This is a genomic window from Kribbella sp. NPDC020701, assembly GCF_055562215.1.
The window spans coordinates 28,988-54,679 of record NZ_JBVHFT010000016.1 but is presented as its reverse complement, the minus strand read 5'-3'; the positions used below and the strand labels follow the sequence as shown (position 1 = coordinate 54,679).

Genomic DNA, 25,692 nt, shown 5'->3' with positions numbered 1-25,692 from the left:
CAGGTCATGGGACTGAGTGACGTTGGGCCCTGGCCCGCACCTTAGCGGGTTAGGTCGGCGGTGAATTGGTAGGCGTCGCCTCTGTAGTGGTTGGTGCCGGAGAGGAGGGGGGTGGTGTCTTGGGTGAAGGCTATTTCGGTGGCTACGAGGATGGCGCCGCCGGTGGGGAGGTTGAGGAGGGTCGCGAGGGTGGAGTCGGCGTTCTGGGCTTGGACGGTGTAGCGGGAGTAGGAGAACTCGAGGCCGTGGGCTGAGAAGAGTTCGTAGAGGGACGCATCGGTTAGGTCGACGGTGGCTAGCCAGGGGGCGATGGCGACGGGGATGACCAGGTCTTCGACTGTGACGGGGCGGCCGTCCATGCCTCGGAGGCGGCGGATGGCTACGACCGGGGTGGTGGGGGCCAGGTGGAGGCGGTGGGCCTCGTCGAGGGTGGCTGGGCGTTCGCGGCGGTCGAGGAGTTCGGAGCTGGGTCGGAAGCCCAGCTCGTGAGCCATTTCGGTGAACGACTGGAGTCGGCTCGGAGGTTCGCGGAGCACTAGGTCGCGGACGTACCAGCCTCGTTGGGGTGACGGGACGATGAGGCCGTCGTCGGAGGCGGCCTGGAATCCGACCCGGACGGTCATTCGGCTGAGGCCGGTCTCGAGGGCGAATTGCCGTTCGCTCGGCAGCCGGCTTCCGCTCGGGTAGCGACCGCTGACGATCCCCTCGCGGATCCGTTTCTTGACCCGCTCGATGGCGGAATCCCCTGTCGTCACGACCGCCACTATACCAGTTCCGGGCCCAACTGACCGCAAAACTCCAAACTGGTTGGGACTGGCATAACTGGTTTGGGCGTCGTAAGGTGGCGAGAAATCACGGGACACGGTGAAGGAGTCACGATGGTCAGCAGGCGGACGGTGTTGAAATCGGGGGCTGCGCTCGGCCTGTTCACGGTGGCTGGTTGCGCGCCGCAGGGCAGCAAGGCCAGTAGCACCCCGTCCACGCCCGCCAAGTCGATCGACGTCGCCAAGGCCGGCGCGGTGACGCTGTCGATGCTGGATTGGTGGTCCGGTGACGCGGCCCAGTGGGTGGCCAACGCGGTGAAGGCGTACCAGGCGAAGTACCCGAACGTGACGATCAAGCGCACGTCAGTCGACTGGGGTCAGCTGACGCAGACGGCCAATCTGCGGTTGAAGGAGAAGAACCCGCCGGACATCATCACGGTCAACAACGGATGGCAGTCCCTGGGGACGCTGTCCAAGGCAGGGCTCGTCCTCAACCTGGACGGCTACTCGAAGGCGTTCGGCTGGGACAGGTTCCCGAGCACGATCCTCCGTCAGACTCAGTTCACCCCTGACGGCAAGGAGATGGGCTCCGGATCACTGTTCGCCACACCTGTTGCCAGCTCGTCATTGATCGGCCTCTACTACAACAAGACAGTCCTGGGTCGCCTAAATGTAGAGCCGCCCACGGACCTCGCCTCCTTTGAGGCCGCGTGCGAGAAGGCCAAGGCTGCGGGCGTCGTACCGATCGGCTACGGATCGCAGGACAAGGGCTCGTCGACGGCGATCCTCCTGGCCCTGCAGGATCTGTACGGCGACCAGAAGAAGATCAACGACTTCGTCTACTCGACGGGCTCGGTGCAGGCCGCCGAGATCGGGCTAACGGAGGCGGCCGAACGCCTCAAGTCCTACCAGGACAAGGGCTGGCTCACGCCCAACCACGCAGGCATCCAGTACGCCGATGCCGCCGACAACTTCCTCAAGGGGAAGTCCGCGTTCCGGTTCGAGTACACCGGATCCCTTGCATTCAAGGGCGCCCAGAAGCAGGAGTACGGGTACGTGCAGCTCCCCCAGGCCACCGGCGGGAAGGTCGTCGGTACGGGCGCATCGACCGCCGTCGCACTCGGCTCGAAATGCACGCATCCGGATGTCGCCGCCTCGTTCCTCGACTTCCTCGCCGGCCCGCAGACCGCGCAGTACGTCGTCGAGAACGGTCTCCTTCCCCTCCTCAACGAGGTCAAGGCACCGTCGGACAACCCTGAGTTCGGCACCGAGATCGCCGGCCAGCAGGCGCTGGACAAGGACAACGGCTACGTTCCGTACTTCGACTGGTCCACGCCCTCGATGCTCGACACCCTCGGTGGTCAGGTGCAAGTGCTGCTGGCCGGCCGGGCCGCCCCGGACGCGTTGGTCAAGGCGGTTCAGGCCGACTACGACAAGTTCCAGGCCGGACGACGATGACCGTTCAGACCTCTCGTCTGGCGGTCGGCGCGAGGACGCGAGTACGAACGGTTTCGAAGCAGACGCAGAAGCGGCGCTGGATCGGACTGCTCTACCTGTCGCCCGCACTCTTGCTGTACGCCGCAATCGTCCTGGTGCCGCTGCTCCAGACCGTGAACTACTCCTTCTACAAGTGGGACGGAGTCAGCGAGCCGTCCTGGGTCGGACTGCAGAACTACCTGGAGTTCGGACGGGACCCGCGGATGTACGCCGCCTTCGGGCACGTGCTCGTGTTGATCCTGATGTTCGGCCTGATTCCGCTCGGCCTTGGACTGATCTCGGCCGCCTTGCTCAGCAGGGCAAAGATCCGTGGCGAGGGCATCTACCGCTGGTTCCTCTTCCTCCCGCAGGTGTTGACCAGCGTTGTGGTGGCCATCATCTGGAAGCGCATCTACGCGCCTGACGGCCCCTTGAACAGCACACTGCGCTGGGTCGGCCTGGACCACCTGACCCGCAACTGGCTCGGTGACTTCACCTGGGCCCTGCCGTCGCTCGGCATGATCGGCGTCTGGGGTGGGTTCGGCTTCACCATGGTGCTGTTCCTGGCAGGCATCCTCGCCATTCCGGACGAGCTCTACGAGGCCGCGCGGTTGGACGGTTCCACGCGGTGGCAGGAGTTCAGACTGATCACTCTCCCCAGCCTGCGCGGGCAGATGGCCATCGCGCTGACCCTGACCATCACCGGCGCGCTGCGGACCTTCGACATGGTCTACATCACGACCCAGGGTGGACCCGGGTCTGCCACGACCACCCCGGCACTTCTCCTGTACCAGTTGGCCTTCGTCAACCCTGATGTCGGCAAGGCCTCGGCGACCGGCGTGGTACTGGCCGTCCTGTGCCTCGGTATCGCGGTCGCCATCACGCGGATCATGGAGAACAAAGACCGATGATCTCCAGGTACGAGCGCGCTTCGAACTACGTGATCGTGATCGCGCTGACGGTCGGGGTGCTCTTCCCCGTCGCGTGGTTCGTCCTCACCTCCCTGAGCCCCAACACCTCGGGCGCCTTGGACCTCTCGAGGATCTCGTGGGGCAATTTCGGAGCGGCCTGGCGTGACGGCAACCTGGCCCACTCCATGTACGCGTCCCTGGTGATCACCGTGAGCGCGGTTGCCGGACAGACGGTGCTCGCAATCCTGTCTGGCTACGCATTCGGCATCCTCGGAGTCGTCGGGGAGCGCTTCCTCTTCCCGGTCATCCTGCTCGGGATGATGGTCTCCACCGAGGTGATCGTCATTCCGCTGTACTACGAGTTCGAGCGCATCGGACTCACCAACTCCTGGTTGGGACTGGTCATCATTCAGCTCGGCATGGGAGTCCCCTTCGGGACCTATTGGATGCGGGCAACCTTCAGAGCGCTCCCCCGCTCGGTGATGGACTCCGCAGCCGTCGACGGAGCGGGAGTGTGGAGCACGCTGTGGCGCATCTTGGTTCCGATGGCTCGTCCTGCGGTTCTTACCTTGGTCCTGCTGTCGTTCATGTGGACCTGGAACGACTTCTTCCTGTCCCTGATCTTCCTCGGCGATCCCGAGAAGCAGACAGCAACCGTTGCCTTGGGCGCCTTCCAGGGACGGCACGTGCTGCAGGTCAACCTGATGGCAGCCGGTTCCCTGATCGTCTCGCTGCCGGTCGTGGCTCTTTATCTGTTCTTCCAGCGCGAGTTCATCAGCGGCGTCATGGCCGGCGCGGTCAAGGAGTGATGTGACCACCCCTATCACCGTGCTGTCCACCGCAGCCGAGATCGGCGAAGTCATTGCCCGGCAGATTCTGGATCAGCTCGCCACCAAGGATCGGTACGTCGTCGGCTTCCCCGCCGGTCGCAGTGCAACCCCAGTGGCAGCCGCTTTGACCCGGCTGGCGCACCAAGGCGGCGCACGCATGGACGGCCTGCGGGTGGTGATGATGGACGAGTACGTCGAGGGCCAAGCCGGACAGTGGAAGCTGTTATCGCCACACACCCCGCACAGCTGCATCGGATGGGCCCAGCGCAATCTGGTGACACCCCTCGGCCTTCGTCCGGACAGTGTGATCGCCCCGGATCCCAACGAGCCCAGCGCATTCGAGCAGGAGGTCGTTGAACTGGGCGGCATCGATCTCTTCCTGCTGGCCAGTGGTCAGGGCGACGGCCACGTCGCGCTCAACGGACCGGGTACGCCGCGGGACGCGCCCACTCGGGTCGTAACGTTGCCTCAATCAACACGGACAGACAACCTGTCCACGTTCCCCCATCTACGGTCCCTGGCGGACGTCCCGACGTACGGCGTCACGATCGGTACGGCGGAACTGGCGGAGCTCTCGCACTCCGCGGTGATGCTGCTGTGGGGTTCGAACAAGGCGTACGCCTTCGACCGTATTCGCGAGGCCGACAGCTACGACCCGTTGTGGCCGGCAACCATCGTCCACGACTGCCGCAACGCCTTCATCTACGCGGATGAAGAAGCCGCACAGAAGTCAGAACGAGAAGGAGTCTCATAAGACATGGCTCGCATCAAGATGGCCTACATCGGCGGAGGATCCTCCAGAGCGGCCGGCACCATGGCCTCGTTCTTGTGGCACGGCCCTGAGTTCGCGGGGTCGGAGGTGGTACTCGTCGACAAGGACCCGGACCGTCTGGAGACCGTCCTCAAGATCGCGAAGAAACTCGCCGCGGAGGGCGGGGACGGCATCACCGTCACGGCGACCACGGACCAGCGAGCCGGCTTGGCTGACGTCGACGCCGTACTCACGAGCTTTCGCCCCGGCAAGTTCGCCGCCCGCGCGCTCGACGAGCGGATCCCGCTGAAGCACGGCGTCATCGGGCAGGAGACCCAGGGGCCCGGCGGCTTCTTCATGGCGCTGCGTTCCATCAACGACATGCGCGGCATCACCGATGACCTGCAGGCCGTTGCGCCGAACGCGGTGATCTTCAACTACACGAACCCGGTCAACATCGTCTCCCAGGCGGTCGCGGACTACACGCCGATTCCCATCTACTCGATGTGCGAGGGGCCGATCGTGTTCCCACCCGTCGTACTCAAGGCTGCTGGGCTCGACCCCGATCGAGCCAAGGTCACCATGGCCGGCGTGAACCACAACTGCTGGAGCTACGAGCACCTGTACGACGGGCAGGACGTCATGCCGCTGCTCGAAGCGGCGTGGGAAGAGCGCAAGCACGACCCGACCCTCGACGACAACTCGAAGCGAGCGCTGCACCTCGCCGTGGTCATGCAGTCCATCCCGTCGGACTACTTCAACTACTACTACTTCCGGAACGAGCTGTTCAGAGCACAGCAGGCGTCGCCGACAACCCGTTCGGAAGACATCATGAACGCCGTTCCCGGTTATTGGGACCACTACCGCGAACAGGCCGAGGCCAGCCATCCTCATCTCGACCCGGCCCGGTCGCGCGGCGGCATCCACGAGCTCGAGCTGGCGATCGACGTGATGAGCGCGTACTACAACGACACTGGCGCCCGTCTGCCGGTCAACCTTCCTAATGTTGACAATGCACTCCCGGGCTTCGACGCGGAGACTGTCGTCGAGGTCTACTGCACCGTGAACCGGAAGGGTTGCCACATCGACCCGCAGCAGCCGCTGCCGCTTGCCGTTCGGGGCATCACGCGTCAGCTCGCCGACTACCAGATGCTGGCGGCGAAGGCTGCGTGGGAGGGCACCCGGGCCGACGCCATCCGGGCGCTGATCGCGAACCCCTTGGTGCCAAATCTGTCCGTCGCCGAGAACTTGTACGACGAGATGGCCGCCGCGCACTCGGCGTACCTGCCGGAGAGACTTCTGCGGTGAGAGATCTCTTCCTTGCCGTCGACGCCGGCAACACCAAGACCTGGGCAGGCTTGACGATGGCCGACGGTGACCTCATCGGCCTCGCCCGCGGCGGGGTCGGCGACATCTACGCGCCGGCCGGGGCTGAGGCCGCCAAGGACGTCGTCCTCAGCCTCGTCGGCGACGTACTCGCGTCCGCCGGGATCGAGCCGTCCGACGTCAGGCATGCTGCCTTCCGGTTGGCGGGTGTCGACTGGCCGGCCGACGCGGAGTTCTGGACCACGGCGCTGAGCCCGCATTTCGATGTGAGGCGCTTCAGTATCAAGAACGACGGATTCGCCCTGATTCGGTGCGGCCGCCTTGATGGACAGGGCATCTCCGTCGTGCTGGGCACCGGGGCCGCGCTGGCCGGCAGGGGGCCGGCGAAGGAGTGGGCGCTGTCGTGGTGGCTGCAGCACCCGCTCGGCGGTGCGGGCCTGGTGAGCCAGGCGTTGCGAGCGGTGTATCTGTCGGAGCTCGGGCTGGCCGAGTCCACGAAACTTACGGCCGTACTTCCCCCACTGCTCGGCGCATCGACGCCGGAGGAGATGCTCGAGACCACGACCGAGCGGGGCAACACGTTCAACTTTGCGGCGCTGGCGGCGTACGCACCGGCGGTACTGGCGCTCATCGATGACGACCCTGTGGTGGCTGAGTTGGTCGACACGCAGGCGGAGCACCTCGCCGACTACATCCTCAGCCTCGCGCGTACCTGCGGACTGGCCGATCCGGTCTCCGTGGTGGTCGGCGGCGGTCTCGTCCGGGAGCCGAACGCGCCGATGTTCGCCGCGCTTCGCCGTACCTGCGATCGTCGGAATCTCGGCCTCGATCTTCGGCACACTCAGGACCCCGCCCTCGTGGGAGCGCTGCTGGACGCTCTGGCTGAAGGTGGGGCCAATCCGACCGAGGCGGTGCGCGACAGGTTGACTCAGAAGCTCAGGTGATGGCACTGACCTGATTCTTTTGTTGGAAGAGTTGGCGTCCGCGCGTAAGGGTGGAGGTATGGACTTCACTCATCTTGGGCGTACTGGATTGTCGGTTAGTCGGATCGTGTTGGGGACGATGAACTTCGGGCCTCACACCGAGGTGGGGGACGCGCACGCGATCATGGACGCGGCGCATGACAAGGGCATCAACTTCTTCGACACGGCCAACGGGTACGGGCGGGCCATCTACCCGGGCCGGACCGAAGAAATCATCGGCGAATGGTTCGCGAAGGACCCCGCGAACCGGCACAAGACCGTGCTCGCCACCAAGGTCTACGGCGACATGGGCGAGGGCTGGCCGAACGAGGGCAAGCTGTCGGCGCTGAACATCCGGCGCGCGCTGGACGCGTCGCTGAAGCGGCTGCAGACCGAGTACATCGACCTGTACCAGTTCCACCACGTGGACCGCGCGACGCCGTGGGACGAGATCTGGCAGGCGATCGAGGTCGCGATCCAGCAGGGCAAGATCCTGTACGCCGGGTCGAGCAACTTCGCCGGATGGCACATCGCGCAGGCCCAGGAGGCCGCGGCGCGGCGCAACTACATCGGCCTGGTCAGCGAGCAGTCGATCTACAACCTGCTCGTGCGCGACGTCGAGCGTGAGGTTCTGCCGGCGGCGGAGAACTACGGCCTCGGCGTGATCCCGTGGTCGCCGCTGCAGGGCGGCCTGCTCGGCGGCGTCATCCGCAAGGAGAACCAGGGCGTACGCCGGCTCGAGGGCCGGGCCAAGGAGACGCTGGAGAAGCTCCGTCCGCAGATCGAGCAGTACGAGGCGTTCGCCGAAGAGCTCGGCCACGAGCCGGGCGAGCTCGGGCTGGCCTGGCTCCTGCACCAGCCGGTCGTGACCGGCCCGATCGTCGGCCCCCGGACGATGGAGCAGCTGGAGTCCGCCGTACGCGCGGTCGACATCAAGCTCGACGAGAAGGCCCTCGCCCGCCTGGACGAGATCTTCCCGGGCTACAAGACCTCCCCCGAGGACTACGCCTGGTAAGAGCAACACAGAGGCCGTCGTACCCGCGGGGGGTACGACGGCCTTCCTCTGCCTGGACCGCTGCCTGTTGCTAACCGCCGATGCCGGATTCGTGGGCCTTCAGTGCGGCGGCGGTGCGGTCGGGGACCTGGAGCTTCGTCAGTACCTGGGAGACGTGGTTGCGGACGGTTTTCTCGGACATGCCGAGGCGCCGGGCGATCTCGTGGTTGCGGCAGCCGGCCGCCAGCAGCTCGAGGACCTCCCGCTCCCGCGGGGTCAGGTCCGGGAAGGCGCGCGCGACCGGAGATTCGACCTGGCGGCCGGAGTAGAAGGCAACGATCCGCCGGGCGACGGCACCTCCGTACACGGCCTCGCCGGAGGCGACGGAGTACACCGCGCGGACGATCTCTGCACCGTCGGCGCCTTTCACCAGGTACCCGCGGGCCCCCGCGCGCAGAGCGGCGAAGACGTGCGCGTCGTCCTCGTGCATCGTGAGCACCAGGATCGGCAGCTCGGGCTGCAGACCCAGTAGCTGCGCGATCGCTACCACCCCGTCGAGGCCAGGCATGGACAGATCCGTCAGTACGACGTCTGGCGACAAGTCCCGGACCGCATCGACCAACGCGGCACCGTCCCCGACGCTGGCGACGACGTCGATGCCGTCGGCCTGTTCGAGGACGGCGGTCAGCCCGTAGCGGTACATCGGGTGGTCGTCGGCCAGGACCACGCGAACCGTCATGGCGCCTCCAGCGGCAGTACTGCGGTCACGAGCGTCCCCCGCGGTTCGGCGAGTTCCACGCAAACCTCTCCCCCGATATCGGCGGCGCGTCGTCGCATCGAGTCGAGCCCGTGCCCGGCGGCAACCGCCGTACCCAATCCGCAGCCGTCGTCGAAGACCCGGACCCGAAGGTCTCCGTTCGCCTGGTTGAGCCGGACCGTGCAATGGTCAGCGGCCGAGTGGCGCGCGACGTTCGTCAGGGACTCGGCGACGATCCGGAACGCCGCCTCCTCCACCTGCGGCCGCAGGAGAGGCAGCGCTTCCGTCCGGAGATCGAAGGCAGGACCACCGGGCCGACCCATCCCGAGCGACGACGCGGTGTCGCGCACCGCACCCTCGAGCCCGTGCAGATCGAGCGAGGTGGGTCGCAGCCCATCGAGTACGCGGCGGATCTCGCTGACCGCGAGCTCGGCCTCGGCACGAGTCCGCTCGAGCAGGGCCGGCACGGCCTCAGGGTCAGTCCGATGTGCGGTGCCGGCGGCCTGAAGGCCGAGCGCGATACCGGCGAGAGAAGGACCGAGCCCGTCGTGGAGGTCCCTGCGCAGGCGATCGCGTTCCGCGAGGGTTGCGGTGGTCACGCGATTCCGTTCGTGGGCGAGTTCCTCGGCGAGGCGCGCGGATCGGATCACGACCGCCAAGTGCGGCGCCAAGGCCGTCACCAACCGCGCGTCCTGCTCGGTCACCTGCGTCGCACCGCGGCGCGGTCCGATGGTCAACGTCCCGAGCTGCACTCCCCTGTGCCGCAGCGCAACGTCGAGACCTGGGCCGTCTGACGACCCCACCTCAGCGACCGGTCGGCCGTCGACATCCCGCACCACCGCGTACGACGTACCTGCGGCTGAAGCGACTGCCTCGAGCATGGAGACGACCGGATCATCATGCTCGATCTCGAGCCCGGCGCCGACTCGGTCGACGAGGGCGAGTGGATCGGCGCGATCACCGAGTACCAGACGATCGACGAGGGGTCGCAGGCGCGCTGCCACGGGAATCACCAGTACGGCCACCACGGCCGACGCGGCGAGGAGTGGCAGCGGTCCCTCGGGTACCAGGCGGGCAATGATGGTGGTGAGTCCGCCGACGACCAGGGCGACGAGCAGAGTCAGCGGCACATAGAGCAGCGTGCGACGCAGGGCGACCTCGATGCCGAGCAGGCGGTAGCGCAGTACGCCGATCGTCACCGCGACGGGAACCAGGCAGTAGGCGATGGCTAACAGCACCCGGTACTCGGTGAAGACCGTCGCCAACATCGCCCCGATCACGCTCAGCAGCCACAGCAACTGCTGCCGCTCCGGTGTCTTGGCTCGAACTGCGCGGATAAGTGTCCCGACGACAGTGACAGCCGCCGTGGAGATCAGGAGCGCAGCCGCCGACAAGCCGACGCCCCAGTTCCACCAGGACGGCGTGTCCCAGGGCAGCCGGGTCCCGCGCACGGTGTCGTCGACTCCGCCGGGACCGGTGGCAGCCGCCAGCACGACCAGCCCGATACCGAGGAGCGCCACCCGGACGTGCCATGACCAGAAGGTCGACGGCGGTCGTCCGGTCGGGTAGAGCGGCGGGAGCACGATCACCGGCAACAGCAATGACGGGATCCAGGTCCACGATGCGAGCCACACCGCTGCGAGACCCAAGGGCAGCGAATGGTCAGGGTCGGTGAGCGCACGGGTGGCGTACGAGTCCACGGCCACGTTCGTCACCTGGAGCAACCCCGAGGCGACCAGGATCCAGCCGATCCAGTTCCTTGGTCGCAGGTGGATCAACGCCCCACCGGAGATCGCGAAGCAGGCGACGATCAATCCGAGCCACAACTCGGGGCCCGAGGCGACCACCTCCGGGCGCGACATGACTCCGCCCGAGAGTGAGAAGGGGATCGTCCCGAACAGGGCGAGGGTCAGCGCAGCGATCGACCAGCCGCCGATGCGGCGGACCAGATCCTCGTCACGCAGCGTTCCCATGGCAAAAGTGTGCGCCCGATCGGGCCAGATGTCCTGGGACAGAGGTCCCGGTCCACGCGGGCAACTCTCCCGGCCCGACCGCGTCCCGTGACAGATCCGTCCCGCCGGCCAGTGGTGGTGCGCTCGAGGCAAGCACATCTCAGACCCGAGGGGGTTCCCATGATTACCACCACGAACGCCTCACACCGACTCGACGTACTCAATCCGCTGTGGGCAGCGGCGACCGGCGCAGTGATCTATGGCCTCGCATTTACAGCCGGCGGGGTCCTCAATCTCAACGCCGACGCGGACGATGCACCGGCCACAACGGCCGGGGAGATCGCGCTGTACGTCGGGATCGTGGTTGCTGCCGGCGTCATCGCGGTGTGGCTGGGCCTGTGGGCCCGGGCGGGATCGCCCGGGCGGCTCGCCGGGACCGCGCTCGGCCTCGGCATCGCGGCCGCCGCGACGTACGTCGTCTTCTGGTCGGGGTGGCCGCTCGTGTTCGGCGCGGTCGCCATCGTCCTGGCCCTGGAGTATCGGCGCCGGGTCGGATCGTTCGAGGCTGTCACGATGACCGCACTCATCCTCGGCGCGATCGCTCTGGTTGCTGCTGCCATCACCTGCGTAGTCGGCTGAGGGGGCGGCGATGAAGCACAAGCTGGCTATTGCGTTGGGCGCTCTGGCCCTCGTCGGGGTCTCCGCTGCTCCCGCATCCGCGGATGGGGCCGAGCATTCGTTCCTCATCGAGGACTACGACAACTCCGAACCCTTCGCGGCGGGCGACGGTCCTTGTGTCTCCTGGCCGGGCACCTTCCACGAGGTCCGGTCGGGCGGGTATCGGCTGGTGACGCCACCGGGCGGACAACTGGCCGGGGAGTTCCACGTCAACGGCGTCATCGACGGCCGGGTCGAGCTGATCCCGGACGACCGCACCCTGCCGACGTACTCCGGTACGTACCGCGAGAAGGTGAACGGGGTGGTGACAGCGTTCACCGATGAGGGCGATGTCTCGCGAGTCGCGCAGTACCGGCTCCGCAGCACCCTCCGCGGCACCGACGGCACGGTCCTCGACCTCCGGCTCGCCGGCAAACTCACCCTGAATGCCAACGGCGTCGTCGTCGTATCCCGCGGCACCTTCTCCTGCGGCTGAAACACCCACCGGTTCGGCGTCCTCGCACCATCATGGCGGACGCCGAACCGCTCTGCTCAGAGCCAGTGCATCGATGCAGGGACATAGGTGATCGATCAGTTTGTGCTGGTCCAGGTGCGCAATGCGGCCCTCGCGAACGTCACGCCCTGCGGTGTGGGTTTGGCGGACCGGCGGTGGATGCCTGGCGCGTTGACGAAGGCTCCGAGCCGGTGCAGTACAGCCCTGGTATCCCAGGCCGCTTGGCCGGCCAGAGATGGCGTCATCGGTGTTCCATTGCTGCTCATCCAGCCGATCGCGCTGAGCAACTCCGCGATGGTCGTCTCCGGCTCATCAGTGGATCGCGCGGCGAGAGCGGCCAAGAGGATGAGCCCGGCTTGGGTTTCGCAGGCATCCTTCGAGGCCGGTGGCATCCGCTCGGCCAGGTGCCACCACAGTGCGAGCGGATCATTGCGGACAGCATGTCCCCGCCGTGTGAGTAGAAGTGTTCCGCGGTGCTTCCGAAGCAGACCCATGGCCTGTGCCGACTCTCGGAGGGCCAGTACGGGCAGGGTCTGGATCTCTCGATTGCCCTTGCCGATCCATTCTTCGTTCAGTCCGAGTTCGGCCATGGCGGCTTCCACGTGGACGGGCGGCAGGTAGCCGGCGCCGGTCAGTTTGATGCCGTCATCCCCAACGCGGTCAAGCAGCCAACGGTACGGCGAGACCATCCGCGTCGCGGTATCAGCGGTGATATCGACAGACGCGTCCAGGTCCGCCTCGACGATCATCCGCTGGAACAGCTTCCTGTGCGCCGTGGAGCGGATCGCCAGGACGAGTCCGCCAAGCGGTCCAGGAAGATCGGGTTCACCGTCGCTGAACCCGGCCAGCATTTCGTTGATCTCCTCGGGGTCGAACGGGGAGGGCTCGTAAGCACCGGGTTCGGCGTCTTCACCGTACATGCGGGCATAGTCAGCGACCGCTTCGACATGGTCTGGATGAGCGGGATCGAGGGCGGCGGTGATCAGCTCGTAGCCATATACCCCGCCACAGTCCTCGCTCGGGCCAGGACCTCGGCCGCCGATGCAGACAGCCTTGGCAGCGGAGTCGTCCAGGGGCTGCACGGCTTCGAGCTTGATCACGTGCATCCAGTTGTCGCCGAAGTCGTACAGGTAGAACAACTTGTCACCCGGCTCCGCGAGTACCTCATCGAGGCGTACGTCCTCTTCGGGCACGCCGATCCGCCCCTCGCCGGCTTCGAACGGGCAGAGGTAGTGCTCGGTCGCAGGATGGTAGTAGTCCTTGCCCGAGGCGAACTCGTGCAAGTGGCTGTCGGTCCAGCCGAACGCAGCCTGAATGACTTCGTGGACCTCGTTCAGGAACAGGTCGGAGGCGAGCTCCAACCGCCGCCACAGCGGGGGCTTGGTCCCCGTGAGATCGACGCGCACCCGGAAGGTGACCACGTCGGCGCGACGTACTCGCCGCCGCGACGGCGGTGGCGTCTGTTCGAACGGATCCAACCCGGGCATCGCGGCACCCAGCAGCTGCGGAAGCAGTCTGCTCAGCTCATCGGAGCCCTTGCCCGCAATGACCGCGTTGAGCTGCTCCAGCAGCTCGGCCTGACTGACCGAAGCCACCTGGGGATCGTGGTTCTGCACCATACGGAAACGCTACCGCCCGCCAGGTGTGACGGTGCGGGGAAGCCTGCGTAGTAGGTGCGCAGCCCACTCGGGCCCCGCGGGAATACAGCGCACGGGACGCACGGTCGTATCGCCGAGGTTCGCGGCCGGTCGTCGTACTGGCGAAATCACCCGATGGAGTCGACGAAGAGGCGGACGACGTCGCGGGGGTCGTCCCGGCGCCAGGCGATGGCCAACTCAGTCGGTGCGAGGTCGGGGACTGGGCGGAAGACGAGGCCGGGGCGTTTGTAGAGGTGCGCGTTCCCCTCGGCGATGAGGGCGACGCCGACACCTGCACTGACCAGTTCCAGGACCTCGTCGGCGGCGGTGGCCTCTGCTGCGATCAGCGCCGGGCCGCGGCAGGCGTCCAGCGCCAGCCAGAAGTCGCGGAGTCGGCCCGCTGCGACCGGCAAGGCGACAAATGGTTCGTCGAGCAGCGAGGCGAAGGGGATCTCGGCGCGGTCGGCGAGCGCATGTCCTGAGGGCAGGGCTACCCAGCGGTCTTCGCAGATCAGGACTCGGGTCGCCAGCCCGGTAGGTACCGGGAGCCAGACGAAGGCAACGTCGCTGGTGGCGTCGGCGAGGCCGGCGGTTGGGTCATCCCAGCCGACGAGCCTCAGAGCGACCGTCCAGCCGGGGGCGCGTTCGCGGAAGCGCTGGACCGTGGGGCGTTGGAGGTCGCGGCCGACGGCGGTTTGCATGCCGACGACCAACTGCTGAGGGTGGCTGAGTGCCCGCGCCTCGACGTACCCGCGGTCCCAGGTCTCGAGCATCGCTCGTACGACGGGGAGCAGAGCACTCCCCTGGTCGGTGAGGGCCAGGCCGCGCGGCAGGCGCTCGAACAGCTCGAAGCCGAGCCGGCACTCGTCGGCTAAGGGCGAGGCCGAGTCAGGAAAGCCGATCGGGCCTGGTATGCGTAGCGCTGGTGGGGAGCATGCCGATGAGGGCGTCGGCGGCTAGGGAGGCGGCGGTGCCGGTGGGGACGGCGACTGAGACCTGCCAGTCGGAGGCGCTGCCCGGGGTCAGGCCGACGGTGACGTGGTCGCCTCGTTTGGCGGCGATGCGTTCGGGGACCAGGGCCACGCCGAGGTTGTGGGCGACCAGGGCCAGCAGCGTGTGTACGTCGTTCACCTCGATCGTCACCGGGTGAGCGACGCCGGCGGTGGCGAAGGCCCGGTCCGAGATGGCGCGGGCGCCCCAGGTCGGGTCGAAGTCGACGAACGACTCCCCCGCCAGGTCATCGAGCGTGACCGCGGTCGCGTTGGCGAGGCGGTGGTCGGGGGCGCAGACGAGCACCATCGACTCGCGAGAGAGCGGGCGGAGGTCGAGGCCGTCGACCGGGTCGCCCGCGGTCGCGACGAAAGCGACGTCGAGCCGGCCGGACGCCAACTCGTCGAGCATCGGGGTGGAGCCGGCCTGGCGGACCTCGATCTCGACGCCGGGGTAGGCAGAGCGGAACTTGGCGAGCAACGCCGGTACGTCGACCACCCCGAGGCACTGCTCCAGCCCGACCGTGAGGTGACCGCGCAGCAGACCCTGGACCGCGGCGACCGCGTCCTTGGCTGCTTCGGCGGCGGCGAGCGTACGACGTCCTTCGCACAGGAGCGCCCGCCCTGCCTCGGTGAGCTCGACGCTGCGGGTGTTGCGGACGAACAGTGGGGCGCGGAGCTCACGCTCGAGCGCGCGGATCGAGGCGGACAGGCCGGACTGGGAGATCGACATCGCCTCGGCGGCTCGCGTGAAGTGCTTCTGCTCGGCCACCGCCACGAAGTGTTCCAAGTGCCTCAGCTCCATGACTAAGAACTCTAGTCGATCGAAGCAAAACGATTCACCTATCCCGCATGTTGGCCACCCGCCGCCAGAACCGGACTGGGGCGGATTTCTGCCCGATTCGGGGGCAAAGCCCTCCCCGCTCTCGAGGTCTGGGGATCGGTAGGGTGGTGGGCATGGCGGATGAGGAGTTTCGGGTTGAGGTTGTGCTCGGGAGTGAAGAGCACAGGTTGTCGTTCTGGGATCGGTTGCGGGCACTGGATCTGGATGACGATGCCAAGAAGCGGCTCGGGAACCACGTGACCGTGACCCGGGACGGGAACCGGATGCTGATGTACACGCACACCCTCGCGGATGCGCAGGAGGCCGAGCGGACCGCCAAGGAACTCGTTGCCAAGGACAAACTCGATGCCGAGTACACGGTGACGCGGTGGAATCCGGCCGAGCAGGAGTGGACCGACCCGGGCGTGCCAGTGGGTGAGCACGACGCGGCCAGCGACGCGGCGAAGAATGCGGGCATGGAGGTCCCGGATCCGCACTACGTGGCGATGCAGGCCTACAAGCCGCAGTTCCTGCGCGACCTCGGCCTCTGACAGCCGCACCGAGTACGACGGGTGGTCCGGGAGTCACCTAATCTGAACCGCATGCGCGTTGAACTGCGGCCTGCGGTGGAAGAGGATCTCGGGTTGTTCCGGCGGTTCTCGGTCGAGCCGTGGTTGGTCGGGCTGGACTGGGGTGGGTTCCGTGACGCGCAGGCGTCGGTACGGCGGTTCGCCGAAGACGGGTTCCTGGGTAAGGACGACTCCCGGTTGATGGTCCGGGCCGACGACGAGACCGCCGGGCTCGTAAGTTGGCGGACCGGGTCGTTCGACGGCAGGACGTCGTACTGGGAGATCGGGATCGCGCTCCTGCCGGAGTACCGCGGGCGCGGGATCGGGTGGCGCGCGCAGGCGATGCTGACCGAGTACCTGTTCCATCACACGCCGGTGCAGCGGATCCAGGCCGCGACGCATCCGGAGAACGTGGCCGAGCAGAAGTCGTTGGAGAAGGCGGGTTTCACCCTCGAAGGAGTGATCCGCGCGTGTGAGTTCCGGGCCGGAAAGTACCGCGACGGGTATCTGTACAGCAGGTTGCGGGACGACCCGGGGCCTGTGGTCGACAACGGTTCGGTGACGGGACCGGGTCAGCACGCCTGCGGGGAACCCTCGGAGCACTAATCTCGGCGGGTCGTTGCAGGCTCACTCGATGAGGTTCTGCGACCCTGAAAAGTGCTCGAGGGAGAGGGGAATCGTGTCTCGTCGACGTGGTCTCGTTGCCGGTGCCGTCGTACTGGCCTTCGTACTCGCGGGGTGTTCCGATGTGGCCGCGAGTGAATCGACGCCATCCCCCTCCAGTACGCCGACCTCGAGCACGCCTTCCGCTTCCGTCAGTACGCCGAGCGCGAAGCCGACCACGACCCCGACGGCCAAGCCGAAGCCCAAGGTGAAGCAGAAGCCGCAGTACTACGCGCTGCGCGTGGAGCGGCAACTCGACAAGCTCGGGTACCCGGTCGGCGACATCGACGGCGACATCACCGTCCGCGCCAAGCAGGCACTGTGCGCGTGGCGCGAGACCAACGGCCTGCCGGTCAGCCGCGGCGGCCTCACGCTGACCGACGCATACTCGGTGCTCAACGCAACCAAGCGCCCGACGCCGACCCGCTCCCCCGGCATCTACGTGAACAAGACCTGCCAGATCCTGTACCAAATCGTCGGGAAGACCTACAAGCGGATCGTCTGGGTCTCGACCGGCGCACCCGGGTACGAGACCCCGAACCGCACCGGCAAGGTCTGGCGCAAGTGGGCCGGCGCGCACGAGAGCAGCCTGTACGACGACGCGTTCATGTACGACTCGCTCTACTTCCTCCGCGACCGCCCCGGCATCGCCCTGCACGGCTCCCGGGTCAACTCCCTGATCAAGCCCTACCCCGCCAGCCACCGCTGCGTCCGCGTCATGCGCCCCGAGATCCACCAAATCTTCGCCGACACCCCCATCGGCACCAAAGTCCAGGTCTACGGCGAGTACTGACGCTCACCGGCTAGTCGTGGGGGTGGAGGCGTTCTATGTGGGGGCGGGGGGCGCCGTCGTAGGGGTTTGGGGGGAGGCCGGCCAGGAGGTCGGGGAGCTGGAAGGTGGGGAAGAGGCTCAGGTCGAAGAACGCGATGGCGTGGATGATGCCGGCGGCGGTGAGGGTGAGGACCTGGATCTGGAAGGCTCGGTGGATGTTGTCGGTCGGGTCTCGCATGTAGACGGCGAAGGCCGGTTGGCGGTTGGCCTTGACCGGGACGAGGATCTGGTCGCCGGGCCCCTTGGCCGGGCAGTGGGTCGAGATGAGCCGGCCGATGTTGCGCGCCCCGCGGAACCATGAGGTGAACGGCGGCATCTCCCAGATCGCGTCGTCCCCGAAGAGCTCGACGATCGCGGGTACGTCGTACTCCTCGAAGGCGCGCGCATACCGGCCGAGCAACTCGGGCTGGTCGAGTTGATGACCCGGCGCCGGGCGGAAGTGTGACCTGGCCTGGCGGATGTCGACCTGACCGAGCAGATCGGTGATCCGTGGCACGGGCCAACCTTCGACATCGTGCAGGATGACCGCTGCCCGCTCGTGTGCCGGGAGGCGTTGGAGTGCGGCGATGAGTTGCAGGTCGATCAGGTGGTCGTCGGCGAGCGTGTCGGGGATGGGTTCGAGCCAGAGCACCTCTGAACGGCGGCTCAGCTCTCCCTCGGGATCGCCGCTCGCGGGAGCGAGGTCGGTCGGGAGCGGGCGCGCGCCGCCTCGGTGGAGGCACTCACGCGTCGCGACCTCGTAGGACGAGGCACTGTCGGCGACTTGGATCGCCTCGGTGACGGAGCCGAGCATTCGGTAGCAGTGGGAGATCAGCCCGCGCTGCAGTGGGTCAGCGCGAACCGCCACCTCGTCGAACACGTTGCCGTCCATCAGCCCAAGTCGTCACCCCACAGGCCAGTCTCGCCGCTCGGTCTGCTGGCTGTCGAGATACCCGGCCAGGGCAAGTGCGGTCAGATCCTGATGATGCGGTACGGCGAGCTGCGCGCCGATCGGCAACCCCGAGGAGGACCAGCCGACGTTCACCGTGGTCGCGGGATGGGCGGACATGTTGTACGGAACGGTGAACCCGATGTGCTCGAAGGGTCTCGACGGGTCGTCGGTCGGGTACGCGAGCTCGGCCGCGAACGCGGTGATCGGCGCGACCGGCGACAGGATCACGTCGTACGACGTGAACACCGTAGTGACCGCGGATGCCATCGCGCCCATCTGGCTGTACCCGTCGAAGACGTCGAACCCGGACAGTTCGCCGGCCGTCGACACCCAGGAACGGATCTGCGGGAGCACCTTCGCACGGCGTTCCTCGGGCAGCGCCGCGATGTCCGCCGCGGACCGTACCCGCCAGAAGCGGTCCAATCCATCCAGCATCTCGCGAGTGATGACAGGAGCGATCGGCTCGACGATCGCCCCAGCTTTCTCGAGTACGGCGGCCGCCGACGAGACCGCCGCGGTCACCTCGGGATCCACGGGCAGACCAACGCCTGCGTCCAGCAGGAGTGCGACGCGGAGACCGTCGACGTGCACGTCCTCCGTGTACTCATCAGACAACGATGGGAACGACGTGTGGTCGCGCGGGTCGTAGCCAGACGTGACCAACAACGCCAGCGCAGCGTCGGCCGCCGTACGGGTGAGCGGGCCGATCGCGCGACCCGGGTACGGGTTACCGACGGCGATCCGGCCGTGCGTGGGCTTGAGTCCGACCAGGCCGCACCATCCGGCGGGCAGGCGGATCGAGCCGCCGATGTCGGTGCCGAGGTGGATCGGTCCGTACCCCGCCGCCGCGGCTGCCGCGGCGCCGGCGCTCGAACCGCCTGCCGTCTTCGACAGGTCCCACGGATTGCGCGTCAGCTGATGGAAGGTCGACACGCCTGACGAGAGCATCCCGTACTCCGGCATCGTCGTCTTACTGAAGATCACCGCACCGGCGTCGCGGAGTCGCGCCGCGGCCGGCGCATCCTCGGTGGCCGGGATCAGCACGGTGGCGGCGGTGCCTTGCGGGATCGGGGTGCCGCGGGTGGCGATGTTCTCCTTGACTGTCACGGGTACGCCGTCCAGCGGACCGGCGACTCCGTCACGCCAGCGGCGCTCCGAGTCCTGCGCGGAGGCCCGGGCGCCGTCCGGGTCGAGTGCGTACGTCGCGCAGATCCGTGGCTCCAACTCCTCGACCCGCGCGAGCACGTCTTCGATCACCTCGACCGGTGAAATCGAACGGTCGCGATAGCGAGACAGCAGGTCGGTCGCGGTCAGATCAGCGAGACTCATGCAGGCTCCTCAGTGGTCGGAAATCGAACGGCCGTCCCAGTTCGGCGGACGACGCCGCAGTCTCAGTTGGATCGAAGCTCGTCTCAGTTGGGTGGGTCGAAGCGGCCGTCAACCGCGGTCCAGCCGCCGTCGACGGCGAGGACACTGCCGGTGACGAAGCTGGCGGCGTCGGAGGCGAGGTAGACGACCGCGCCGGCGAGCTCGCCCGGCTGGGCCCAGCGTCCGAGCGCGCCTTTCTGTGCGTACGCGTCGTACCACGCCTGGTTCGCCTTGATCTGGGCGGTGAGCGGTGTCTCGACGACCCCGGGTGCGATCGCGTTCGCGCGTACGCCGTACGGTCCGAGCTCGGCAGCCGCGGTCCGGAGCAACTGGACGAGCCCGGCCTTCGTTGCCGCGTACACCGATTGCCCCGGCTCAACCGTCGTACCGCGGATCGAACTGAACCCGATGATGCTCCCGCTCCCCCGCGCCGCCATCTCCTTGCCGAAGGCCCGGATCAGCTGAAACGACGCCCGCAGATTCAGCGCGATCACCCGATCGAACTCCTCACCGGAGTAGTCCACGATCCGCTTCCGCACATTGGTCGCCGCCGTGAACACCAGCACGTCGACCGCCCCGAACTCCACCACCGCCCGATCGATCGCCGCATCATCGAGCACATCCAACTCGTAGGCCGTCAGCCCACCAGCGTCCGCAGATCCGCCGAGCGATTCGTTGCCGCGGGCCACCGTTTCGTGGGCGGCCGTGAGATCGCGGTCGGCGCAGGTTACCCGGGCGCCGTGAGCGGCGAGGGCGAGAGCGCTCTCTCGACCGATTCCGCTGCCGGCGCCGATCACCACGGCGTGCTTACCGTCAAGCCGGAACAGCCTCGAGTAGTCCGTCACGTCGTCACCTCTCGTCATGGGCGCGGGCGGATGATCGCCATGCGGGTGGTGGTGAGTTCCTCGATCGCGAAGCGCGGGCCTTCGCGGCCGATGCCGGAGTCCTTCACCCCGCCGTACGGCATCACGTCGGAACGGAACCCCGGCACCTCGTTGATCACCACTCCCCCGACCTCGAGCCGGTCGATCGCGGCGAACGCCGTGTCGAGCGACGATGTGAACACGCTGGCGTGCAGGCCGTAGCGTGTCTCGTTCACCATGCGGAACGCGGTGTCGATGTCCGGCACCGACCGTACGGCGATCACCGGTCCGAAGATCTCCTCGTCCCACGCGAGTTGACCGGACGGTACGTCGGTCAGGACGGTCGGACCCAGTACGTCGCCGTTGGACGCGTAGGCGATCGTGGCACCCGCGTGGACCGACTCGTCGACCCACTCACGCACGCGGGCCGTGGAGTTCGGGTCGATGAGCGCAGAGACGCGCGTCGACGGGTCCCGTGGGTCGCCAACGGTCACCGTGGGGAGACGCGCGCCGAGCTTCTCCAGCAGCGCCGGCCGGACGGATTCGACGGCGATGACTCTTTGGACGGAGATGCATGCCTGACCGGACGCGTAGTACCCGCCGCGCACGATGGCATCCGCGGCCGCGTCGAGATCCGCGTCCTCGGCGACGACCAGGGCGGAGTTGGAGCCCAGTTCGAGGAGGACTTTGGTCGGGGCCGCGTCACGGGCGATCCGGTGGCCGACGGCGGCGGATCCCGTGAAGGACACGGCACCGATCCGCCGGTCGGTGGTGAGTGCCGCGCCGACGTCGGGACCACCGGTGATCAACTGGAGGGCGCTCTCTGGTGCTCCCGCCTCGAGCAGTGCCGAACGCATCAGGTGAACCAGCCAGAGGGTGGCGAGTGGAGTCTGCGGCGCGGGCTTGACGATGATCGGGCAGCCGGCGGCGAAGGCCGGCGCGATCTTGTGGGCGGCGAGGAGCAGCGGGTAGTTGAACCCGGTGATGCCGACGACCACGCCGATCGGCTTGCGGACCCAGAAGCCGAGCAAACCGTCGCCGCTCGGGAGCAGGTCGAGCGGAACTGTCTCGCCGTGCAGCCGAGCGACTTCCTCGGCCGATGTCTCCACTGTGAGCAGGGTACGGTCGATCTCGACCAGGCAGTCGACCAGCGGCTTCCCGGTCTCGAGCACGAGCAGATCGGCAAAGTCATCCCGTGCGGCCAAGACCGCGGAATGCACGCTCTGCAAGACTTTCCGGCGCAGGTACGACGGCAATCGGCCGACGGTCTCGCGGACGGCGAGGGCGTGGTCGAGGGCCTGCCGGGCGAGGTCCACATCCCCGACGGGCGCGTCCGCCACCGTCGAACCGTCGTACGGGAAGATGACCGGAGCGGTCCACGGGGCCTCGATCCAGGACTCTCCGATGGGCAGGCCGGCTGGGAACGTCACGCGGGTTCTCCCTTCGTCGTGAGCAGGTCGGAGGTCGTTGCCCCGGACAACGCACGGGGAAGCGTCGGGATCGCGGAGACGAGGCGTTGGGTGTACGGGTGCTGGGGAGCGGCGTACACGTCGCCGGTGAACCCGGTCTCGACGATCTGGCCGGCGTTCATCACGGCGACGCGGTCGCAGACGTGCTTCACGACGGACAGGTCGTGGGAGACGAAGACCAGGGTCAGGTTGAGCTCGTCGACGAGATCCGAGATCAGGTTCAGGACCTGGGCGCGGACGGAGACGTCGAGAGCACTCACCGGCTCGTCCGCGATCAGGATCCGCGGGCGTGGAGCGAGGGCGCGGGCGATCGAGATGCGCTGGCGTTGACCGCCGGAGAACTGGTGCGGGTAGCGCTCGCCCGCGTCCGCCGACAGGCCGACCGCTTCGAGCAGCTCCCGGACGCGTTGGCCCGAGGCCGGATGTCCTTGCACGACGAGGGGTTCGGCGATGATGTCGCGAACGCGCATGCGGGGGTCGAGGGAGCTCATCGGGTCTTGGAAAACCAGTTGAAGGTTCTCGCGGAGGAAGCGCAGGCGGCGCTCCGGCAGCCGGGTGACGTCAGTGCCTTCGACGATCACGTGTCCTGAGGTCGCGCGATCGAGGGCGGCGATGATGCGCAGCAGAGTCGACTTGCCGCAGCCGGACTCCCCCACGATGCCGAATCGCTCACCCTGCTTGACTTCCAGACTCACCCCGCGCAACGCATGGACGACGGGAGCCGGCCGAAGCAACGACGTCCGCGGCCGCGGGTAGTCCCGCACGACGTCAACCACCTGAATAGCCGCCGCAGCATCAGTCATGACCATCACCCACAGAACGCTGGGCAGCGGTTAGGTCGTTAGGTGTGTTGGCTGGGTGGTGGCAGGCGTAGCCAGTTGTGGAGGTGCCGGTCCAGGGAGGGGCGGTGGCGCAGAGGTCGGTGGCGTGGGGGCAGCGGGTGCGGAAGACGCAGCCGGAGGGGAACTGGCCGGCCGGGGGGACGTTGCCTGGGATGGTGGGGAGGCGGCGGTCGGCTGTTTCGAGGTCCGAGGCGGCTAGGAGGCCTTCGGTGTAGCGATGGCGGGGGCGGGTGAACACCTCGGTGACGGGGCCTGATTCGACGACGCGGCCGCCGTACATGACCATGACGCGTTCGCAGACGGTGGCGACTACGGCTAGGTCGTGGGTGATGAAGAGCAGGGCGGAAGATCGGGCGACCACGCCTTTGACGATAAGGTCCAGGACGAGCGCTTGTACGGTGACGTCCAGCGCGGTGGTTGGTTCGTCGCAGATCAGCAGCGCGGGATCGTTGGCGAGGGCAAGCGCTAGTACCACTCGTTGCCGTTGGCCCCCGGAGAGTTGATGCGGGTAGGCGCGCAGCGTCTCTGCTGGCAGCTGGACGCGTTCGAGCAGGTCGGTCGCGGCAGTTCGCGCGGCGGCGCGGCCGGACCGGGTGCGATGGATGAGCATCGCCTCCGCGATCTGGTCGCCGATCCGCATGGTCGGGTTGAGCGCGGTCATCGGCTCCTGGAAGACCATCGAGATCCGCAGCCCGCGGATGCCCGACATCCGGCGTTCGTCGGCGCCGATCAGGTCATGGTCGACCCCGGTCAGGCGTACCGAGCCCGAGGCGATCACATCCTCGGGAAGCAGTCCGAGGACGCTCAGGGCAGTCAGTGACTTGCCGGAGCCGGACTCCCCGATCAGACCGACCCGCTCTCCCGGCCCGACCGTCAGATCCACATCCGACACGAGCGTTCGGTCCCGCACCGTCACGGTCAGACCGCTCACACTCAGCACGTCATCCGGGCGACGGTCAGCCACGTCATCCCGCACGCGGTCCTCCGCGTCACTCAGCACGTCATCCGCCTCATCGGTCCGCACCTGGCTCGCCCGGTTAGTCATCGGCGGTCCTCCAGTTTGGGGTCGAAGCGGTCTCGGAGGCCGTCGCCGAGAAGGTTGAAGCCGAGGACGGCGATGGCGATCGCGACGCCGGGGAAGATCGCGAGTCGGGGCGCGGTGAAGAGGAACTCCTGGCTTTCCTGGAGCATCCGGCCCCACGAGGGAGTCGGCGGCGGGGTGCCGTAGCCGAGGAAAGAGAGCGCTGCCTCGGCGAGTACCGCGATCGCGAACGACACCGATGCCTGGACCGTGATCAGGCTGGTCACGTTCGGCAGCACGTGCCGGACCGCGATCGGCCACGGTTGCCGTCCGGCCGCCCGTGCCGCGAGTACGTACTCGGTCCGCATCACCTGGAGCGCTCCACTGCGGATCACCCGCGCGAAGCCCGGCACGGAAGCGACGCCGATGGCAATCATCGCGGTCAGCGTGCTCGCCCCGAACACCGCGCCGAACATGATGGCCAGCAGCAACGCCGGAAACGCCAGCAGCAGATCGTTCGTCCGCATGACGAGCTCCGAGGTCCACCGCCGCGACATCGCCGCGAGGATCCCCAGCGGTACGCCGATCACCGCCGCCACGCCCACCGCGACCACACCGACGAACAACGTGGTCCGGGACCCGACCATGATCTGGCTGAACACGTCCCGCCCGAACTTGTCGGTCCCGAACCAGTGCTCCCACGAGGGCTTCAGCAACCGCGCAGCCGGGTCGACCAGGGTCGCGTCGTACGGCGTCCAGACGAACGACACCAGCGCCATCAGCACGATGATCCCGACGATCACGCCGCCGGTGACCAGACTCGGGTTCAGTCGCCTCATCTCGACCCCGTCCGCAGTCGCGGGTCGAGCGCGACGTACAACAGATCGACGACGAAGTTGACCAGCAGCACGGCGACCACCAGAACCATCACCACGTCCTGGACGAGCAGCAGATCCCGGTTCGACACGCCATCAAGCAACAGGCTGCCAAGCCCCGGGATGACGAACACGCGCTCAACGACCACCGCCCCGATCAGCAACGTCGCCAACTGCAGACCGAGCACCGTCACCACCGGCACGGCAGCGTTACGCAATCCATGTCGCCACAACGCCTGGAACGGACGCAGACCCTTGGCCCGCGCAGTCCGCAGATAGTCCTCACGCAACACGTCGAGCACAGCACTACGCACGTACCGCGTGAGGACCGCGCCCTGCACCAGGCCGAGTGCCAACGCGGGAAGGATCAACTGCTTCAAGAACATCCCCGGATCCTGCGCCGGCGGCGTCCAGCCGTTCGCGGGCAGCCAGCCGAGCTTCACCGCGAACACGACGATCAGCAGGATGCCGGCCAGGAACGCCGGTACGGCGACGCCCAGCTGAGAGAGCGCGGAGAGCGCGAACCCGGAGACTTTGCGGTGCCGCGCGGCCATCACCGTGCCGGCCGGTACCGCGACCGCCAGCGCGATGATCATGCCGGCGACGACCAGCCACAGCGTCACCTGGAGCCGGTCGAACACCTGCGGCGCGATCGCCACCTTCGAGATGTACGACGTCCCGAGGTCGCCGCGAAGCAATCCGCCGAGCCAGTCGAAGTACTGCGTCGGCAACGGCCGGTCGAGGCCGAACTGCCGGCGCAGTTCGGCCACGGCCTCGTCCGACGCGTTCACACCGAGCGCGACCCGGGCCGGGTCGCCAGGCAGCACGGCCATGAACGCGAACACCAGCACCGAGCTCACCGCAAGGCTGACCAAGAACACACCGGTGCGCTCGATCAGGCGGAGGATCAACTCAG

General features: G+C 67.4%; 27 protein-coding genes. 13 read left to right on the top strand and 14 right to left on the bottom strand.

The genetic code is table 11. From position 1 onward, the window contains the following. Positions 1 to 41: 41 nt before the first annotated feature. Positions 42 to 755, bottom strand: a complete 714-nt coding sequence (locus tag ACZ3HV_RS32510; protein ID WP_465689908.1) for a GntR family transcriptional regulator — start codon at positions 753 to 755, stop codon at positions 42 to 44. Positions 756 to 878: 123 nt separating this feature from the next. On the opposite strand from ACZ3HV_RS32510, the gene ACZ3HV_RS32505 reads away from it, so the two are divergent. The 7 genes from ACZ3HV_RS32505 to ACZ3HV_RS32475 are packed head-to-tail and all read left to right on the top strand — an operon-like array spanning position 879 to position 8,035. After that, a complete protein-coding gene (locus tag ACZ3HV_RS32505; RefSeq protein WP_465689906.1) occupies positions 879 to 2,222 on the top strand; it encodes an ABC transporter substrate-binding protein in 1,344 nt (447 codons plus the stop codon). Next, positions 2,219 to 3,151, top strand: coding sequence for a carbohydrate ABC transporter permease (locus ACZ3HV_RS32500; protein ID WP_465689904.1), 933 nt, complete (start codon positions 2,219 to 2,221; stop codon positions 3,149 to 3,151). The genes ACZ3HV_RS32505 and ACZ3HV_RS32500 overlap by 4 nt, the downstream gene beginning before the upstream one ends. After that, on the top strand, positions 3,148 to 3,960 hold the full coding sequence (locus ACZ3HV_RS32495) for a carbohydrate ABC transporter permease (protein ID WP_360376533.1): 813 nt from the start codon (positions 3,148 to 3,150) through the stop codon (positions 3,958 to 3,960). The genes ACZ3HV_RS32500 and ACZ3HV_RS32495 overlap by 4 nt, the downstream gene beginning before the upstream one ends. 1 nt (position 3,961) lies before the next feature. Beyond that, positions 3,962 to 4,735, top strand: coding sequence for a sugar phosphate isomerase family (locus ACZ3HV_RS32490; RefSeq protein ID WP_465689902.1), 774 nt, complete (start codon positions 3,962 to 3,964; stop codon positions 4,733 to 4,735). A gap of 3 nt (positions 4,736 to 4,738) precedes the next feature. Further along, a complete protein-coding gene (locus ACZ3HV_RS32485) occupies positions 4,739 to 6,040 on the top strand; it encodes a family 4 glycosyl hydrolase (protein ID WP_465689900.1) in 1,302 nt (433 codons plus the stop codon). Beyond that, positions 6,037 to 7,002 carry a BadF/BadG/BcrA/BcrD ATPase family protein gene (locus tag ACZ3HV_RS32480; protein WP_465689898.1) on the top strand — a complete coding sequence of 322 codons (966 nt, stop codon included), beginning with the start codon at positions 6,037 to 6,039 and terminating at the stop codon, positions 7,000 to 7,002. The genes ACZ3HV_RS32485 and ACZ3HV_RS32480 overlap by 4 nt, the downstream gene beginning before the upstream one ends. A gap of 58 nt (positions 7,003 to 7,060) precedes the next feature. Then, positions 7,061 to 8,035, top strand: coding sequence for an aldo/keto reductase (locus ACZ3HV_RS32475; RefSeq protein ID WP_465689896.1), 975 nt, complete (start codon positions 7,061 to 7,063; stop codon positions 8,033 to 8,035). Positions 8,036 to 8,105: 70 nt separating this feature from the next. Here ACZ3HV_RS32475 and ACZ3HV_RS32470 read toward each other — a convergent pair whose 3' ends face one another. Together ACZ3HV_RS32470 and ACZ3HV_RS32465 are read right to left on the bottom strand one after the other, a co-directional pair. Next, a complete protein-coding gene (locus ACZ3HV_RS32470; RefSeq protein WP_465689894.1) occupies positions 8,106 to 8,753 on the bottom strand; it encodes a response regulator transcription factor in 648 nt (215 codons plus the stop codon). Next, entirely contained in the window at positions 8,750 to 10,744 is a 1,995-nt protein-coding gene (locus ACZ3HV_RS32465) for a sensor histidine kinase (protein WP_465689892.1), read from the bottom strand. Before ACZ3HV_RS32465 ends, ACZ3HV_RS32470 begins: the two co-directional genes overlap by 4 nt. Before the next feature lie 159 nt (positions 10,745 to 10,903). Between ACZ3HV_RS32465 and ACZ3HV_RS32460 the strand changes: the two genes are divergently transcribed. Next, on the top strand, positions 10,904 to 11,362 hold the full coding sequence (locus ACZ3HV_RS32460) for a hypothetical protein (protein ID WP_465689890.1): 459 nt from the start codon (positions 10,904 to 10,906) through the stop codon (positions 11,360 to 11,362). Positions 11,363 to 11,372: 10 nt separating this feature from the next. Beyond that, a complete protein-coding gene (locus ACZ3HV_RS32455; protein ID WP_465689888.1) occupies positions 11,373 to 11,876 on the top strand; it encodes a hypothetical protein in 504 nt (167 codons plus the stop codon). 95 nt (positions 11,877 to 11,971) lie between these two features. On the opposite strand, the gene ACZ3HV_RS32450 is transcribed toward ACZ3HV_RS32455, so the two are convergent. Further along, positions 11,972 to 13,513 (bottom strand): plasmid pRiA4b ORF-3 family protein, encoded by a 1,542-nt coding sequence (locus tag ACZ3HV_RS32450; protein WP_465689886.1) that lies wholly within the window; start codon positions 13,511 to 13,513, stop codon positions 11,972 to 11,974. Between the two features lie 146 nt (positions 13,514 to 13,659). Next, entirely contained in the window at positions 13,660 to 14,304 is a 645-nt protein-coding gene (locus ACZ3HV_RS32445) for a LysR family substrate-binding domain-containing protein (RefSeq protein ID WP_465689885.1), read from the bottom strand. Here ACZ3HV_RS32445 and ACZ3HV_RS32440 point away from each other — a divergent pair. Continuing rightward, on the top strand, positions 14,254 to 14,406 hold the full coding sequence (locus tag ACZ3HV_RS32440; RefSeq protein WP_465690278.1) for a hypothetical protein: 153 nt from the start codon (positions 14,254 to 14,256) through the stop codon (positions 14,404 to 14,406). The two genes, ACZ3HV_RS32445 and ACZ3HV_RS32440, sit on opposite strands and share 51 nt — an antisense overlap. 13 nt (positions 14,407 to 14,419) lie before the next feature. Here ACZ3HV_RS32440 and ACZ3HV_RS32435 read toward each other — a convergent pair whose 3' ends face one another. After that, positions 14,420 to 15,325, bottom strand: a complete 906-nt coding sequence (locus tag ACZ3HV_RS32435) for a LysR family transcriptional regulator (protein ID WP_465689883.1) — start codon at positions 15,323 to 15,325, stop codon at positions 14,420 to 14,422. A gap of 152 nt (positions 15,326 to 15,477) precedes the next feature. Here ACZ3HV_RS32435 and ACZ3HV_RS32430 point away from each other — a divergent pair, with 152 nt between their 5' ends. The 3 genes from ACZ3HV_RS32430 to ACZ3HV_RS32420 all read left to right on the top strand — a co-directional run bounded on the left by ACZ3HV_RS32430 (position 15,478) and on the right by ACZ3HV_RS32420 (position 17,368). Next, complete coding sequence (locus ACZ3HV_RS32430) at positions 15,478 to 15,894, top strand: hypothetical protein (RefSeq protein WP_465689881.1); 417 nt, start codon at positions 15,478 to 15,480, stop codon at positions 15,892 to 15,894. Positions 15,895 to 15,945: 51 nt separating this feature from the next. Continuing rightward, positions 15,946 to 16,518, top strand: coding sequence for a GNAT family N-acetyltransferase (locus ACZ3HV_RS32425; RefSeq protein ID WP_465689879.1), 573 nt, complete (start codon positions 15,946 to 15,948; stop codon positions 16,516 to 16,518). 73 nt (positions 16,519 to 16,591) lie between these two features. Further along, positions 16,592 to 17,368: a L,D-transpeptidase gene (locus tag ACZ3HV_RS32420; protein ID WP_465689877.1), complete on the top strand. Its 777-nt coding sequence runs from the start codon at positions 16,592 to 16,594 to the stop codon at positions 17,366 to 17,368. Between the two features lie 10 nt (positions 17,369 to 17,378). Here ACZ3HV_RS32420 and ACZ3HV_RS32415 read toward each other — a convergent pair whose 3' ends face one another. The 8 genes from ACZ3HV_RS32415 to ACZ3HV_RS32380 form a co-directional block, all read right to left on the bottom strand. Further along, on the bottom strand, positions 17,379 to 18,278 hold the full coding sequence (locus ACZ3HV_RS32415; RefSeq protein WP_465689875.1) for a sigma-70 family RNA polymerase sigma factor family protein: 900 nt from the start codon (positions 18,276 to 18,278) through the stop codon (positions 17,379 to 17,381). Between the two features lie 12 nt (positions 18,279 to 18,290). Next, a complete protein-coding gene (locus ACZ3HV_RS32410) occupies positions 18,291 to 19,667 on the bottom strand; it encodes an amidase (RefSeq protein ID WP_465689873.1) in 1,377 nt (458 codons plus the stop codon). Between the two features lie 83 nt (positions 19,668 to 19,750). Then, on the bottom strand, positions 19,751 to 20,551 hold the full coding sequence (locus tag ACZ3HV_RS32405; RefSeq protein WP_465689871.1) for an SDR family NAD(P)-dependent oxidoreductase: 801 nt from the start codon (positions 20,549 to 20,551) through the stop codon (positions 19,751 to 19,753). 14 nt (positions 20,552 to 20,565) lie between these two features. Continuing rightward, the gene (locus tag ACZ3HV_RS32400; protein WP_465689869.1) at positions 20,566 to 21,999 is read right to left on the bottom strand and encodes an aldehyde dehydrogenase family protein; all 1,434 of its coding nucleotides are present in this window, start codon (positions 21,997 to 21,999) and stop codon (positions 20,566 to 20,568) included. Next, on the bottom strand, positions 21,996 to 22,841 hold the full coding sequence (locus tag ACZ3HV_RS32395) for an ATP-binding cassette domain-containing protein (RefSeq protein ID WP_465689867.1): 846 nt from the start codon (positions 22,839 to 22,841) through the stop codon (positions 21,996 to 21,998). The genes ACZ3HV_RS32400 and ACZ3HV_RS32395 overlap by 4 nt, the downstream gene beginning before the upstream one ends. Then, positions 22,834 to 23,925, bottom strand: coding sequence for an ABC transporter ATP-binding protein (locus tag ACZ3HV_RS32390; RefSeq protein WP_465689865.1), 1,092 nt, complete (start codon positions 23,923 to 23,925; stop codon positions 22,834 to 22,836). Before ACZ3HV_RS32390 ends, ACZ3HV_RS32395 begins: the two co-directional genes overlap by 8 nt. Next, the gene (locus ACZ3HV_RS32385; RefSeq protein WP_465689863.1) at positions 23,922 to 24,740 is read right to left on the bottom strand and encodes an ABC transporter permease; all 819 of its coding nucleotides are present in this window, start codon (positions 24,738 to 24,740) and stop codon (positions 23,922 to 23,924) included. Before ACZ3HV_RS32385 ends, ACZ3HV_RS32390 begins: the two co-directional genes overlap by 4 nt. Then, a complete protein-coding gene (locus ACZ3HV_RS32380) occupies positions 24,737 to 25,687 on the bottom strand; it encodes an ABC transporter permease (RefSeq protein WP_465689861.1) in 951 nt (316 codons plus the stop codon). The genes ACZ3HV_RS32385 and ACZ3HV_RS32380 overlap by 4 nt, the downstream gene beginning before the upstream one ends. Between the last annotated feature and the right edge of the window lie 5 nt (positions 25,688 to 25,692).

Coding starts and splice junctions, on each gene's coding strand:
- ACZ3HV_RS32505 (WP_465689906.1), top strand. CDS start 879: ATGGTCAGCAGGCGGACGGTGTTGAAATCGGGGGCTGCGCTCGGCCTG.
- ACZ3HV_RS32500 (WP_465689904.1), top strand. CDS start 2,219: ATGACCGTTCAGACCTCTCGTCTGGCGGTCGGCGCGAGGACGCGAGTA.
- ACZ3HV_RS32495 (WP_360376533.1), top strand. CDS start 3,148: ATGATCTCCAGGTACGAGCGCGCTTCGAACTACGTGATCGTGATCGCG.
- ACZ3HV_RS32485 (WP_465689900.1), top strand. CDS start 4,739: ATGGCTCGCATCAAGATGGCCTACATCGGCGGAGGATCCTCCAGAGCG.
- ACZ3HV_RS32475 (WP_465689896.1), top strand. CDS start 7,061: ATGGACTTCACTCATCTTGGGCGTACTGGATTGTCGGTTAGTCGGATC.
- ACZ3HV_RS32470 (WP_465689894.1), bottom strand. CDS start 8,753: ATGACGGTTCGCGTGGTCCTGGCCGACGACCACCCGATGTACCGCTAC.
- ACZ3HV_RS32465 (WP_465689892.1), bottom strand. CDS start 10,744: ATGGGAACGCTGCGTGACGAGGATCTGGTCCGCCGCATCGGCGGCTGG.
- ACZ3HV_RS32460 (WP_465689890.1), top strand. CDS start 10,904: ATGATTACCACCACGAACGCCTCACACCGACTCGACGTACTCAATCCG.
- ACZ3HV_RS32455 (WP_465689888.1), top strand. CDS start 11,373: ATGAAGCACAAGCTGGCTATTGCGTTGGGCGCTCTGGCCCTCGTCGGG.
- ACZ3HV_RS32450 (WP_465689886.1), bottom strand. CDS start 13,513: ATGGTGCAGAACCACGATCCCCAGGTGGCTTCGGTCAGTCAGGCCGAG.
- ACZ3HV_RS32445 (WP_465689885.1), bottom strand. CDS start 14,304: ATGCTCGAGACCTGGGACCGCGGGTACGTCGAGGCGCGGGCACTCAGC.
- ACZ3HV_RS32435 (WP_465689883.1), bottom strand. CDS start 15,325: ATGGAGCTGAGGCACTTGGAACACTTCGTGGCGGTGGCCGAGCAGAAG.
- ACZ3HV_RS32430 (WP_465689881.1), top strand. CDS start 15,478: ATGGCGGATGAGGAGTTTCGGGTTGAGGTTGTGCTCGGGAGTGAAGAG.
- ACZ3HV_RS32425 (WP_465689879.1), top strand. CDS start 15,946: ATGCGCGTTGAACTGCGGCCTGCGGTGGAAGAGGATCTCGGGTTGTTC.
- ACZ3HV_RS32415 (WP_465689875.1), bottom strand. CDS start 18,278: ATGGACGGCAACGTGTTCGACGAGGTGGCGGTTCGCGCTGACCCACTG.
- ACZ3HV_RS32410 (WP_465689873.1), bottom strand. CDS start 19,667: ATGAGTCTCGCTGATCTGACCGCGACCGACCTGCTGTCTCGCTATCGC.
- ACZ3HV_RS32395 (WP_465689867.1), bottom strand. CDS start 22,841: ATGACTGATGCTGCGGCGGCTATTCAGGTGGTTGACGTCGTGCGGGAC.
- ACZ3HV_RS32390 (WP_465689865.1), bottom strand. CDS start 23,925: ATGACTAACCGGGCGAGCCAGGTGCGGACCGATGAGGCGGATGACGTG.
- ACZ3HV_RS32385 (WP_465689863.1), bottom strand. CDS start 24,740: ATGAGGCGACTGAACCCGAGTCTGGTCACCGGCGGCGTGATCGTCGGG.